The following is a 12,940-nucleotide window of genomic DNA, read 5'->3' as shown; positions in this document are numbered from 1 at the left end:
GCGCTGACGATGACGTTACTGAACGGCCGCCGCCGGCGCAAGGTCGACGCGCAGCGTGCCGTCCGCGTCCATGCGCGTGGTGCCGCGCGCGGCGGCCTCGCGGTAGTGGTACAGGTCGAAGCGCAGCGGCCCGCGTGTTGATGTATCGGTCACGAGAATGCGGCTGTTGGCGACCAGCACGTTGTACATCTTCAGGTCTCCGGACTGGATCCAGATGCGGCTCGCGGCGTCGGTTGGCGCCGGCGCACACATGGCGGGCGCGGGGCCGAACCCGAGTACCAGCCCGTCCGGCGTAACACGCGCCGTCTTCATCTGACCGACCAGGCGCGGCGGCGGGAAGACCGTGTATTGGTCCAGCACCATGTCGTTGCCATCCAGCTTGGCGCCGGTGCGATTTAGCGGCGCAAGCTGCGACAGCTCCAGCCCCGTCCTCTTGAGCAGCGCCAGCGTCTGGATGCCCATCACGCGTGCCTCGGTGGGCGTGTAGACGAGAAAGCGCGATTCCTTGAGCGCCAATGTGCCGCGCATGCCGAACGGCAGCCACACGCCGGGAAAATGGTTGCGAAGCTTCAGCCCCCCCGACACGTCTAGCACGCCGTCGCCGGGCGTGAGCGACAGCGCATTGAGCGAGCGCGGCGAATAGTCGAGCAGATACCGGTTGAACAGCGCGTCGAGCGACTCCTTGGGCACCGTCACTTCGCCGCCGAGGATGCGGATGTCGAACTGCCCCGGGTCGTCCATGTCGACGGGCTGCCCCGGCTTGTGTGGCACGAGCTGCGCGGTCAGTTGATGCACGTGGAAACCGATGTCGCCGGTGATGCGGAAGTCCACATCGCGCATCTGCACGACGGGCGGTGCGGTGCCGGAGTCACGCGCGACGGCGGGGCCGCTGGCATTGGGCGCGCCGGAGGACGGATCGCAGCGCTGCGCCCATTGCTGGCGTACCGTCGTCAACTCCTTGCGTTGGGCGTTGGCCATCGGCGGCTCGGCGGCGCGGGCGAGTGCGCTGGCGAGCAGCCCGGTCAGGCCAAGCGTCACCAGCGCCAGGCGCAGCATCACGGCAGCGAGAGCGAAGGCGTGGGCGATCATGGCGCGGTCCTCTTGGCGAGTTGCAGGGCAGGCTTGCCTGCTTTGGCAATTGCTGTTGCCTTGGCGGCTTTGGCAGCGGCGAGGGTGTCGAACGACGGCATCAGCACGCGAATGCCGCCATCCGGCGAGAAGCGCAGCGACCCCGCGACAAGCTGGTCGCGATAGCGGTACAGGTTGAACACGAAGGGTTTGGCCGGGTCGGCCACGACGATATCGATGCGCGCGTTCATCGGCATCGAGCGCATGAAGCGGATGTCACCGCCGCGGAAGAGGATGTACGGGCGCTGCGCGTCGGCGGCGTGGGCCAGCGGCGGCATCTGCGGGTTGCCATCGCCGATCTGCATGAGCAGCCCGTCGCGCGTGACGCGAATGGCGGAGAGCTTCAACTCCAGCGCGGGCGGCGGAAACAGCTTGGGCACCTGCATGACGATTTCGCTGCCAGTCAGCTGCACGGCAGGCGTCGATACCGGCAACAGATCGGCCAGTTCGATATGCGCCGCGCCCATCAGCGCGCCGGCGTCCTGCCCGCGCACCTTGATCACGTTGGGGTGGAACACGATGGTCTGCGGATCGCGCAACACCAGCGGGCCGCGCAGCTCGATCGGCACCCAGGCGCCGCGCCGGCGCATCTCGGCGCGCATGTCGAGCGTGCCGTCATCAAGCGAGAAGCTGAAGCCGCGCAGCGGCGGATCTTCACCCGGCCCGCGCGCAAACACCACGGTGTTGAAGAGCGCGGCCATGCTCTCGGCCGTAACGCGCACCGAACCGCTCACCGGCTGCAGCGTGTACGACGACACATCGTCGAGCCACACCGGATCGCCCGGTGCACGCGGCACCATGCGCAGCGCGAGCTGATCGACCAGGAAGCCCACGCCGCCATCGAAGCGGAAATCGACATGACGCAGATACGAGATCGCGTCAGGCTGGCCCGAATCGCGCAGCGTGGCGGGCCGCACCTCGCGCGTGGCGAGATTGCCTGACTGGAATGGCGCCCGCGCCTGCGCGCGTGCATCTTCCAACTGCTTTGCTTTGTCGGCTTCGATGGCGCCGTGGCCATCGCCGGCGGTGGCGCAGCTTTGCAGAAGCAGCGCCGCAACCACCGCGCCCGCGGCCCGCAGCGCGCTATTTCGATGACGCAAGGTCAAGTCCCACATCGACGGTCTCCTCGTCGTGAGAAACGCACCGGAAACGTTCCGGTCACCGACGCGGTCTGTCGCCGCGCTCGTGTAGAATTTTTTGCATGCCTGCCCGCAAACCAACCGGCGACGCCGGTCCGCCTGCCACTCCGCCCGCCCGCGAGTTCACCATCGATGAACTGGCGCGCGCGGCTGAAACCACTGTCCGCAACGTCCGCTCGTATCAGGACCGCGGCCTGATCGATCCGCCCGAGCGGCGCGGCCGCGTGGGCATCTACACGCAGGCGCATCTGGGGCGGCTTAAGCTCATCAATCATCTGCTCGGGCGCGGCTACACGCTCTCCAACATCCAGGAGCTGCTCAAGGCCATCGTCGAGGGCCATGACCTGCGCTCCATCCTCGGGCTCGAATCGGCCATCGCGAGCCCCTGGTCGGACGAGTCGCCCAAGCACTACTCGCTCCTGGCGCTTGCCAAGCTGTTTGGCCGTGCCATGTCGCGTCAGGCGCTGGCGCGGGCCATCTCGCTCGGCCTGCTTGAGCCCGATGGCCTCGGCTATCTGGCGCGCAGCCCGAAGGCGCTGCTGGCCGGCGCGCAGATGGCAAAGGCCGGTTTCCCGCTTGTTGAAGTGCTCGACATCATCGAGCGTGCCCGGCCGCATACGCAGGCGGTGGCCGACGATCTTGTCTCCATGGTCGTGCGCGAACTCGACAAGTACGGCAGCGATCTGCCGCCGGTCGAAGACGTGCCGCGTCTGGTCGACGTGATCTGGCGCATCCGTCCGCTGGCGCTGGTGGCAGTCGAAGCCGAGCTGATGCGCGCACTTGAGACGGCCGCCAACAAATACCTGGGCGACCGCGTGGCGCAGGTCATCGAGCACATGCACGAACCGCCGGGCAGCGCGCCCGGGCCGGACAAAGGTTAGTGTCTCCAGCGCGCCCATGCGTGGGGCGCGCCTGATCTATTTCTAGTTTGATCCCGATATGACGGGTGCTGCAGGCGTTTTGAATGCCTGCTCAAGATCCGGCCGCGCCCGCCGTCGACAGCTTGCGGCGGATCGACGGCGACGGCGCTTCGCCGTTTGCAGCGGCGTACGCTTCAATTTCCGAGATCAGCTTGGGTAGGCGTTCAAGTGCGTCACGGTTGTCTTCATCCCAAGGGTGGAATGAGGGCCGGAAAAAGTCGAAGAATTCCGGGATGATCTTGCGCAGCGGCGCCGGGTGAATCCACAGGAAATGGAACGCCTTACCGAGGCCGAGGAATTTGTGCTTGACGGTGCGATCCGCAAAGATCAGCCGCAAGTGCACGTAGAACACCATCGCCCAGAAGGTAACGGTCGTCACCAACATCGTCAGCGTGCGCGTGAGGTATCGGCCGACGCCCGGCTTGATGGCCAGGTTCCATACGTCGTAACTGACGGCCTTGTGCTCGGTCTCTTCCATGGCGTGCCACAGCCAGACCTGGCGATAGCCGGGTTCCGAATTGCGGCCCAGGCCATCTTCATGTGAAAGCACCTGGCCGGCCAGCATGGCGGTGTAGTGCTCGAGCGCCACGGTCACGGCCAACTGGTGCGACTTGGGCGTGTACTTGCGCAGCACGTTCAGGAACTTGCCAATAAACCGGTCGATGCGCGTGGCAGGCAGGCCGGCGCGATCGAGCAGGTCGTTGTACAGCACGTGTTCGCGCGTGTGCATGGCTTCCTGCCCGATGAAGCCGGCCACGGCTTGCTTCAGTTCGGGGTCGGTCACCAGATGGCGGTAGTTGCGCACGCTGTCCATGAAGAAGCGCTCGCCGGTCGGGAAGAAGATCGACAGCGCGTTCAGGAAGTGGGTCACGTGCGGGCCTCGCTCGTGCCAGTTGCTGATGCGATCAGCCGGCAGGTGAGGATGCACGTCGCGACGGACTGGCATCATGGGCGGTTCTCCTGGAATGTGGTTTCTGAAAGGCGCGTCGATGCGCGCCCCTGATCGAGGAATGCACAGAGGTCGGTCCCCACGCGTACGGGGTCTTCCTCCATCGGGATATGGCCGAGCGCCGGATACATGCGCAGCGTGGCGCCGGGAATGCGGCGGGCGAATTCGCCGGCATGCGCGGGCGGGATCCACCGGTCGCGCTGGCCCCAGAGGATGAGCGTGGGCACTCGGATCGAGGCCAGCCCGCTGGTATCGACATCGTCAAAGCGGAACTTCGGCACCATCTTGCCGATGGCCTGTCGTGCACCGTCGGCATAGAAGAAATCGGCGTAGCGGCGCAGCGTGGGTTCGGACACGCGCGACGGGTCGCCATACACATCACGCGTGGCGGCGCGGATGATTCCCTCGGGCAGCATCCACGGCGACGTCATCCGCACGCCAATGTGATTGAACAGATCGATGTAGATCGGCAGCTTCATCGGGAAGCCGGCGGAGTCGATCAACACGAGCTTCTCGACGCGGCCCGGGTGCCGCACGGCAAAGTCCCACGACACCATGCCGCCGAGCGAGTTGCCGATCAGCGTGAGCTTCGACAAGCCCAGCGTGTCGACAAACGCGTCGATGAAGTCGCGATACAGCGGCAGCTCCATCGTGCGCGGGCGGCCCTGAGCGTCGCGCAGTGGGCCGGTGATGCCGAACGGCGGCAGGTCGAGCCGGATCACGCGGTAGCGCCGCGTGAGCTGCGGCAGCACGCCATCCCACGTGTGCAGCGATGCGCCAAAGCCGTGGATCAACAGCAACGTGCCTTCGGAATTGGCGGCACCTTCATCGGTGTAATGCACGCGCGTGCCCATCAGTGGCAGGTAGCGCGATTGCGGCTTGGCGTAGCGCGCGATCAGCACGTCGCGCCCGATGCTGCGCAGGCCGATGCGGCCGGGACGCAGCATCGCGCGGGCGACATTGAGCAGATTCGCGCGCGGGGGGCTGGCGAACAGTTCGCCGGTGGTGGCCGTGTCCATCGGCACCTCCTACTTGGCGCGCGCGGTGGCCGGCGCCGTATCGTCGCGCAGTGCCTTCTTGCGCGTGCGGCGGGCTTCGCGCACGACCAGCGCCTGATACGCGGCAGGCAGCACGCGGGCCATCACGTCTGCAGCGTGCGCGTCGGGGCCGATCAGCACGCGGCGCTTGTTCTTGCGCACGCCATCCAGAATCACCTGCGCGGCCTTGTCTGCCGAGGTGATGAAGAACTTCTCGAACTCGGCCTTGCCCTGCTGTTCGTCGCGCACCAGAAAGCCGTTCATGCTCGGCGAGACGCGGCTCGACTTGGCAATATTGGTCTTGATGCCGCCCGGGTGGACACACGTGGCCGACACGCCGCAGTCCATCAGATCGAGTTCCTGGCGCAGCGCTTCGGTGTAGCCGCGTACGGCGTACTTGCTGGCGTTGTACGCGCCCATGCCCGGCTGCGCGAAGATGCCGAAGATGCTCGACGTATTGATGATGTGGCCGTTGCCCGTTGCCTTGAGCAGCGGCAGGAACGCCTTGGTACCGTGCACGACGCCCCAGAAGTTGATGTTCATGATCCAGGCCAGCTCGTCGTCTTCCATGCCTTCGATCGTGCTGGACAGCGCCACGCCCGCGTTGTTGAAGATCAGGTTGACCTTGCCGTGCGCAGCGGCCGCTTCCTCGGCCCAGCGGTACACGGCGGCGCGGTCGGCTACGTCCACGGCGTGCGTGGTCACGCGGATCCGGTCGCCTTCATGCGCGCGCACCAGTTGCAGCGTCTGCGCGAGCGCCGCTTCATTGCGATCGGCCAGCGCGAGGTGGCAGCCTTCGCGGGCCAACTGCAGCGCCAGCGATCGGCCCATGCCCGACGCGGCACCCGTAATGGCGGCAACCTGATTATTGAATGACTTCATGGCGGGGTCTCCGTGTGGCTGACGCGCGTCAGGCGCGGTCGAGCGCTTCTTCGTTAGGGGTGTTCTGAGCGGCGGGCACCGTGCGGGCAGGTACGCGCAGCGGCACACCCTTCGGCACGGCCATCGGGCGCGTGCGGTAATCCGCCAGGCGGAAATGCGCGGTGGCGCGACGGAACTGCCACGTGAATCCCGGCCACAGCGTCGTGTTCTTGCCGGTCTTCGGATCGAGGTACCAGCTCACGCAGCCGCCGGCAGACCAGATTGCATTCGACAGCCGCTTCTGGATGCCGTCGTTGAAGCGGCGCTGCACGTCGGGGCGTACGTCGATGGCGGCCACGTTGTGCGCACGCATCGACTTCAACGCATCGACGATGTACGCCACCTGCGACTCGATCATGAACACCATCGACGAGTGGCCGAGCCCCGTGTTCGGGCCCACCACCATGAAGAAATTCGGGAAACCCGACACGGTCGTGCCCAGGTACGCCTCCGCGCCGTGCTTGTCCCACGCATCGACAATGTCCACGCCCTGGCTGCCAAGCAGCACGCCGCGCGGGAACGGGTCCGTTGCGTGAAAGCCGGTGCCGAAGATCAGGCAATCGACTTCGCGCCGCGTACCGTCGGTGGTGACGATGGCGTTGGGCTCCACGCGTGCGATGCCTGAGGTGATGACGTCGACGTTGTCGCGCGTGAGCGCCGGGTAATAGTCGTTCGAGATCAGGATGCGCTTGCAGCCGATGGTGTAGTTGGGCGTGACCTTCTCGCGCAGCACCGGGTCTGCAATGCGGCGCTTGATGTGGCCGCGTGCCATGCGTTCCACTGCTTTCATTAACTTCGGATGGATCACGAAGCCGAGCACGCGCGATTCCAGCATCCAATAGATGCCCGTGCGCATCAGCTTTTGCGTGAACGGCAGGTGGCGGAACAGCCAATGCTCCGCGCGCGACACCTTGCGGTCGGGCTTTGGCAGGATCCACGGCGGCGTGCGCTGATACAGGTCGAGGCGGCCGACCTTCGGCGCAATCTGCGGCACGAACTGGATGGCCGACGCACCCGTGCCGATCACGGCGACGCGCTTGCCGCGCAGGTCGTAATCGTGTTCCCAGAGCTGCGAGTGGAAGGCCTTGCCCTGGAAGGTTTCGATGCCGGGAATGTTCGGCCAGGCCGGACGGCTCAGGCCGCCCATGCCGGAGATCAGCGTGCGGGCGCGGTAGCGGCGGCCGTCGGCCATCTCCAGGTTCCACACGCCTGCAGCATCGTCGAATGCCGCGCGCGCCAGTTCGTGATGGAAGCGCACATGCGGGCGCACGCCAAATTCATCGGTGCAGCGCTCCAGATACGCGCGGATTTCCGGCTGCGGCGAATACATGCGCGACCAGTCCGGATTGGGCGCAAACGAAAACGAGTACAGGTGCGATTGCACATCGCACGCGCAGCCGGGGTAATGGTTGTCGCGCCACGTGCCCCCAACGGAGCCCGCCTTTTCAAAAACGAGGAAGTTGTCGATGCCGTGCTGCTTGAGCTGGATCGCCATGCCCAGGCCGGCAAAGCCCGTCCCGATGATGGCGGCATCGATCAGGGGCGGGGCGTCGGGGCTGTGCGAGGTCGGCGCAGAAGCGTCGGCACGCGGGAAATCGGTCCGTGCGTTCACGTGGTGTCTCCGTGGGCACCACTTGGGCGCCTCTTAATGTGACATTGACCGATGTCATCGTAGGAGGCTGCCTGGACCGAGTCAATCGGCCGATTGGAATGCTTGATCTAAAAGCGATGCATCGACCGCTTGAAACGGTTTTCCCTTATGAATCCGTCACTTGCGTGCGGTGCACAACGTCGGCGGCGGGGGATCCGAAGGCGCTGAGTAGTCCGTTGATATGCGTCAAAAGCCTCATCGTGCGCGCGCCGGCTGCGCGGATGGCGTTCGCACTGCCGTTATGCACGGCATGGCGGAACGCTTCGGCTACGGCGTCCACGCCCGGGTTATGCAACAGCGCGAGAGCACCACCGGTGCGATGGGCCCAACGGCGCAGCGCTTCACGGTCCATCGCGTCCAGCAGCGGCTGGAGGCGCTGTGCGTCATCGGCCAGCGACGAGAGGAAGACCTGCGCCAAACCGATGGCTGCGGGGTCCGTCCCGAGCGCGGCGTGCAGGTCGTCGAGCGAGAGGGTGGGCGGCTCCTCCGCGGCCCCGCCGGCGCCTGCGTGAACGTCACCGGTGCACAGCGCAGATAGCGCTTCCTGCAGCGTGGCGAGCGTGGTCGGTTTCAGCAGGCTCGCGTCCATGCCCACGGCGCGGCAGCGCGCGTGCTCCTCGGCCAGCGTCGTCGCCGTGATGGCGATGATGGGCAGGCGAGGGCCGTCGCCTTCTTCGTGGCGGATATGCCGCGCGAGATCGAAGCCGTCCATGCGCGGCATGTGGCAATCGGTGAGCAACGCGTCGAAACGGTGTTCGTGCAGGCGCTCGAGCGCGACCACCCCATCTTCGGCCAGCGTTACGCGATACCCCAGCAAGCGCAGTTGCTTTGCGATCAGTTCGCGGTTGATGGGATGGTCTTCCGCCACGAGGATGTGTGCGCCCTGCGCGTCACACGGTGGTGCTGCGGCCGGCAGCGCATGTGTCGCGGCGCTGGTCGCCTGCACAGGGTCGGATGCGGGAAGCGCGCGCTCACACGCCTGCACAAACGCATGCCAGTTCAGCGGGTTGATGCTCAAGGTGTTGCCGGGTCCGGCATGACAGGGTTCCGTGGTGATGCGGACGGCGCGCGCATCTGAGTGTGTGGTCGAGCTCAAGAGGATGTCGGCGTCGGCCACGGGGCCTGCTTGCAGTCCGGCCGCGATCGCGAATTGCGCGAGGCTGTGTCGCACGGCCGCGTCGTCCACAACAATGGCAACGCTGCATCCCGCCAGTTGCGGTAACGCATACCGCGCCTCAAGCACTGGCATGGCCAGCCGCAGCGTGACGGCAGTGCCGTGCCCCGGGGCGCTCTCCATGACCAGTTCGCCGCCCATGAGGCCGGCAAGCTGACGAGAGATCGCCAGCCCGAGGCCGGTACCGCCGTAGCGGCGCGTGGTCGAGCGCTCCGCCTGCACAAACGGTGCGAACAGCGTGGCCTGAACCTCCGGCGAGATGCCGATGCCGGTATCGGAGACGCTGATGGCGAGATGCGCCGTATCGTCCGTTACATCCGTGCATTTCGCCGAAAGCCGCACGCTGCCTGCATCGGTGAACTTGATGGCGTTGGAAAGCAGGTTGAACAGGATCTGCCGAAGACGAATGCCGTCGACCGAGACGCTGGCCGGCACCTCGGCGGCCACATCCACGTGCATGGCGAGCGCTTTTTCGTGCGCGCGGCTCGCCAGCAGGCCGACCGTGCCGTCAAAGACCTCGCGCAAGTCGGTGGCCGACGGTGAGATGTCCAGTCGGCCGGCCTCGACCTTTGCGTAGTCGAGGATGTCATCGAGGATATGCAGGAGGGCGCGCCCCGAATCCTGCACCAACGAGACCATCTGCTTCTGCTCGCCTTCGAGCTTGGTCTGCTGCAGCAGTTCGACCAGGCCCAGCACGCCGTTCATGGGCGTGCGGATTTCGTGGCTCATCATGGCCAGGAAGCGGTCTTTCGCATGCAATGCGGATTCCGCCGCGTTCTTGGCCGCTTCCAGTGCGTCGGCCTGCTCGCGCTCTGCGGTGACGTCGCTCAGGTAGCCGTTCCAGACCGTGCGGCCGTCCGCCTCGCGGTGCGGAATCGAGCGCGCATGAAGCCAGCGGACCACGCCGTCCGCGCTGACATGGCGAAACTGCTGGTCCAGGGGCGTCAGCTGCTGCGCCGAGACCAGCACCGTGTCGAGCATGCGCTGCCGGTCGTCTTCGTGAATGAGCAGCTCCGGGGTCGACAGGTAGTCCAGCAGATCCTGAGGCTGCACGCCCAGCGTCTCGTACGCTTTGCCCGCGACGTAGGTGATGCGCCCCTGAACCTGACCCGGCGGCAGCTCGAACTGATAGACCAGCGCGGGCAGCGATTCGGTGACCTCGCGCAGGCGCTGTTCAAGGCGCTCGGCTCGCGCCTGCGCCTCGCGGATCTCACTGATGTCCACCAGCGAAGCGACGGTGCCCGCGGGTTGCCCGTCCGGCAGATGGAACGGCTCGATCCAGTACAGCACGTTGCGCGATTGCCCGTCCGGCGTGTCGATGATGAGTTCTTCGCGCGTGCTTTCGCTGGTCTGCGCAGCGCGCTGGTTGATGTCGGACAGCGGGGACGTGTTGCTGACCGAATACAGCCCGAGCTCCTGCGGCGTGCGCCCCAGCAACGAAGCGCGGGGTTGGCCAAACATGTTGCAGAACGCAGCATTCACGGCAACGTAACGCTGCGCGGCGTCTTTGGCGACGAGCGGGAACGGCACGGCCTCCATCAGCGCGCGCTGAAAGCTCAGTTGTTGGGCCAGGGTTTCTTCAGCGCGGCGGCGCTGATGATTCTCGCGGCGCAGTTGCATCTGCTTGATGAAGAGCGCCACCAGTGCCGCCAGCACCAGCGCGGCCACCGGCCCAAACTTGCCGAGCACGGCCGACGCCGAAGGACCGAGCTGATAGCTGACCGACAGCCACTTGTTGCGGATGCTGACCTGCTCGCCTTCAGGCATGGCAAAAAGCGCGCGGTTGATAAGCGGCACCAGCGCGGCGTACCGCGCCGACACGCCCACGCCGATGCTCTCAATCGTGTTGGCCGAGCCCGTGACCTTCAGTTCGCCCGGAAAATGGTGGCGGATCAACGCGTCGGCCACCGGCAGATTGACAATGGTGAAATCGGCTTTGCCGCTTGCCACCATGGACAGCGCGTTGTCGACCGAACCCGCCGACACGAGGCGGATTTTCGGCACGTTGTGGCGCAAGATCGCGGTCAGCGTATCGCTGGCAGGCAGTGCGACCGTCTTGCCGGAAAGCTCGGACAACGCCGCCACAGTCAACGCATCGTTGCGCCCGACGATAACCAGCGGCGTGGCGTCGATGGGCTGCGTGAGCGCAAATCCAGCTGGGCGAGCATCCTGATCTGACATGCCGAGCAAGATGTCGACCTCGCCATTGGCCGCCTTGTCGAGCGCGTCGGCCCAGTCGCGCACGGCGACGCGCTCGAACTGCACGCCCAGCGTTCGCGAAAGGAAATTCTGGTACTCCGGGAAGATGCCGAGCAGGCCGCCGCCAGTGTCGTCAAAGGTGTACGGCATGTAATCCGGGTCGGCTGCATACCGCAACGGGGGCAGCGATGCCAGCATGGCGCGCTCATCGTCCGACAATTGCAGCGCCACGGTCGACGTACCGCCCTGAGCGATCCAGCGCGCGCGAAGTTGGCTCATCGTGGTGTCAGGCAACTGCGCGAGATGGCGATCCAGATGGCGAATCAGCGTCGCGCGATCCCGGGGCGCGGCGAAATGGAGTGCATCGACCTGCTGGTTTGCAAGCTGCACGATCGATAGCTCCCGGTAGCGCGGCCGGGCTATCAATTCCCGTGTCGGGTAGGTGACGCCAACGTAGACGTCGACCGTCTTGTCGAGCACGGCATCCAGGGCGTCTGCTGCCGTGGGCGTGCTCACCAGCACGATGTTCGGGTATTCATGGGCCAGCTCTTCCTCCAGTGAAGAGCCTTGCTCGACCGCAACGCGAACGCCCGCCCCGAACGGGTTCTGCGCTATTTCGACGTTTTCCGTGCGCGCGACCACCGCGGTGGGGCGTTCGAGATACGGTGCCGAATACTCCAGGCAGTGGTCGTATTGGGAGCGTGGCGCGACGCTCATGATGATGTCGACATCGCCGCGACATGCTGCCTTGAGCAGTTCGTCGCGCCGTGCGAATACGCGCGGTATCACGCGCACTTGATCGTGCGGGATCAGCTGCATGAGGAGATCCCCGGAGAAACCGCTGAGCCGGTCCGCCTCAATGCCCTCCAGCGGCATCATCGCGTTGCCGATGACGCCCACGATGAGCATCGGCGGAAAGCGGGCTAATCGATACACCGGCCCCTGCCCAGCGTCGCCGGTATCGGCTTGCCGTGCGCCGTCCCCGCCCCACCAAACGAGGATGGCCGCACAGACGACGGCGGAAACCGCGAAGAGGGCACGCCGCATCGGTTCAGCCCTCGCCGCTGCCAAGCAGCCCGTGGCGCACGGCAAAGTCGAACAGCGCCGCCTCGGTGCCAAGCTCGAGCTTGCGCATGGCCGTCTGCTTCTGCGAACTGATGGTCTTGACGCTGCGGTTGAGCTGCTGGGCGATCTCGCTGACCGTCTTGCCGGTTACGTACATGCGCAGCACTTCCAGCTCGCGCTTGCCGAGCTTGGCGACCGGGTCGTCGTGGGCGGGCTGCGGCTCGCCGTTGCGGCAGAGCAGCTTGGCATTGAGCAGCGGCGAGAGATAGATGCGACCATCCACCGCCGCCTGCATCCCTTCGAGGATGTGCTGCGGCTCGTCGGATTTGCTGACGATGACCTTGATGCCCGCGCGCAGAATGTTGCTCATCAACGCGCGGGTCTCAAGCATGGTGAGCACCATCAGCCGCAGGTCCGGGTGACGGCGCACGAGGAATTCGAGCAGGAGGATGCCGTCGCCATAGCGGCTGCCCGGCATGGCGTAGTCGGTGATGGCGAGGTCGCAGCGCACACGGGCAAGCACGGCGAGCAGTTCATCGGCGTTGCTGGCTTCGCCCACCACCTCGAAGCCGTGGACGCCCGACACGAGGCGCCGCACGGCCGCCACCACACCGGGGTGGTCATCTGCAATGACGAGTTGGACTGGGGGTTGCATGTCGACGTGTCTCCGAGCGTGTAACGTGCGGCAACGTGTTTGCCGCATTGCTGAGAATCGCCGAAGCCGCCAGCGTGGAACATCGGAAAAGTCTTATTAGTA

The 12,940-nt window shown here is 65.8% G+C and carries 9 protein-coding genes; 1 reads left to right on the top strand and 8 read right to left on the bottom strand.

The annotated features are described in order from the left end of the window. Positions 1-15 precede the first annotated feature (15 nt). The gene (locus tag RP6297_RS14070; RefSeq protein ID WP_009239700.1) at positions 16-1,089 is read right to left on the bottom strand and encodes an LmeA family phospholipid-binding protein; all 1,074 of its coding nucleotides are present in this window, start codon (positions 1,087-1,089) and stop codon (positions 16-18) included. Beyond that, positions 1,086-2,243, bottom strand: coding sequence for a hypothetical protein (locus tag RP6297_RS14065; protein WP_009239701.1), 1,158 nt, complete (start codon positions 2,241-2,243; stop codon positions 1,086-1,088). Before RP6297_RS14065 ends, RP6297_RS14070 begins: the two co-directional genes overlap by 4 nt. A gap of 86 nt (positions 2,244-2,329) precedes the next feature. On the opposite strand from RP6297_RS14065, the gene RP6297_RS14060 reads away from it, so the two are divergent. Continuing rightward, positions 2,330-3,148: a MerR family transcriptional regulator gene (locus RP6297_RS14060; RefSeq protein WP_009239702.1), complete on the top strand. Its 819-nt coding sequence runs from the start codon at positions 2,330-2,332 to the stop codon at positions 3,146-3,148. A gap of 91 nt (positions 3,149-3,239) precedes the next feature. Here RP6297_RS14060 and RP6297_RS14055 read toward each other — a convergent pair whose 3' ends face one another. From RP6297_RS14055 to RP6297_RS14030, 6 genes are all read right to left on the bottom strand, one after another. Further along, positions 3,240-4,136: a metal-dependent hydrolase gene (locus RP6297_RS14055; RefSeq protein ID WP_009239703.1), complete on the bottom strand. Its 897-nt coding sequence runs from the start codon at positions 4,134-4,136 to the stop codon at positions 3,240-3,242. Continuing rightward, entirely contained in the window at positions 4,133-5,155 is a 1,023-nt protein-coding gene (locus RP6297_RS14050; protein WP_009239704.1) for an alpha/beta fold hydrolase, read from the bottom strand. The genes RP6297_RS14055 and RP6297_RS14050 overlap by 4 nt, the downstream gene beginning before the upstream one ends. Positions 5,156-5,164: 9 nt before the next feature. After that, entirely contained in the window at positions 5,165-6,055 is an 891-nt protein-coding gene (locus RP6297_RS14045; RefSeq protein WP_009239705.1) for an SDR family NAD(P)-dependent oxidoreductase, read from the bottom strand. A gap of 28 nt (positions 6,056-6,083) precedes the next feature. After that, complete coding sequence (locus tag RP6297_RS14040; RefSeq protein WP_009239706.1) at positions 6,084-7,706, bottom strand: flavin-containing monooxygenase; 1,623 nt, start codon at positions 7,704-7,706, stop codon at positions 6,084-6,086. Positions 7,707-7,851: 145 nt separating this feature from the next. Beyond that, entirely contained in the window at positions 7,852-12,165 is a 4,314-nt protein-coding gene (locus RP6297_RS14035) for an ATP-binding protein (RefSeq protein WP_009239707.1), read from the bottom strand. Between the two features lie 4 nt (positions 12,166-12,169). Then, the gene (locus tag RP6297_RS14030; RefSeq protein ID WP_009239708.1) at positions 12,170-12,838 is read right to left on the bottom strand and encodes a response regulator transcription factor; all 669 of its coding nucleotides are present in this window, start codon (positions 12,836-12,838) and stop codon (positions 12,170-12,172) included. Between the last annotated feature and the right edge of the window lie 102 nt (positions 12,839-12,940).

Origin of the sequence: Ralstonia pickettii (genome assembly GCF_016466415.2) — a bacterium.
Lineage (GTDB): Bacteria > Pseudomonadota > Gammaproteobacteria > Burkholderiales > Burkholderiaceae > Ralstonia > Ralstonia pickettii.
This window is presented reverse-complemented; position numbering and strand designations above follow the sequence as displayed.

Coding starts and splice junctions, on each gene's coding strand:
- RP6297_RS14030 (WP_009239708.1), bottom strand. CDS start 12,838: ATGCAACCCCCAGTCCAACTCGTCATTGCAGATGACCACCCCGGTGTG.
- RP6297_RS14060 (WP_009239702.1), top strand. CDS start 2,330: ATGCCTGCCCGCAAACCAACCGGCGACGCCGGTCCGCCTGCCACTCCG.
- RP6297_RS14035 (WP_009239707.1), bottom strand. CDS start 12,165: ATGCGGCGTGCCCTCTTCGCGGTTTCCGCCGTCGTCTGTGCGGCCATC.
- RP6297_RS14070 (WP_009239700.1), bottom strand. CDS start 1,089: ATGATCGCCCACGCCTTCGCTCTCGCTGCCGTGATGCTGCGCCTGGCG.
- RP6297_RS14050 (WP_009239704.1), bottom strand. CDS start 5,155: ATGGACACGGCCACCACCGGCGAACTGTTCGCCAGCCCCCCGCGCGCG.
- RP6297_RS14045 (WP_009239705.1), bottom strand. CDS start 6,055: ATGAAGTCATTCAATAATCAGGTTGCCGCCATTACGGGTGCCGCGTCG.
- RP6297_RS14055 (WP_009239703.1), bottom strand. CDS start 4,136: ATGATGCCAGTCCGTCGCGACGTGCATCCTCACCTGCCGGCTGATCGC.
- RP6297_RS14065 (WP_009239701.1), bottom strand. CDS start 2,243: ATGTGGGACTTGACCTTGCGTCATCGAAATAGCGCGCTGCGGGCCGCG.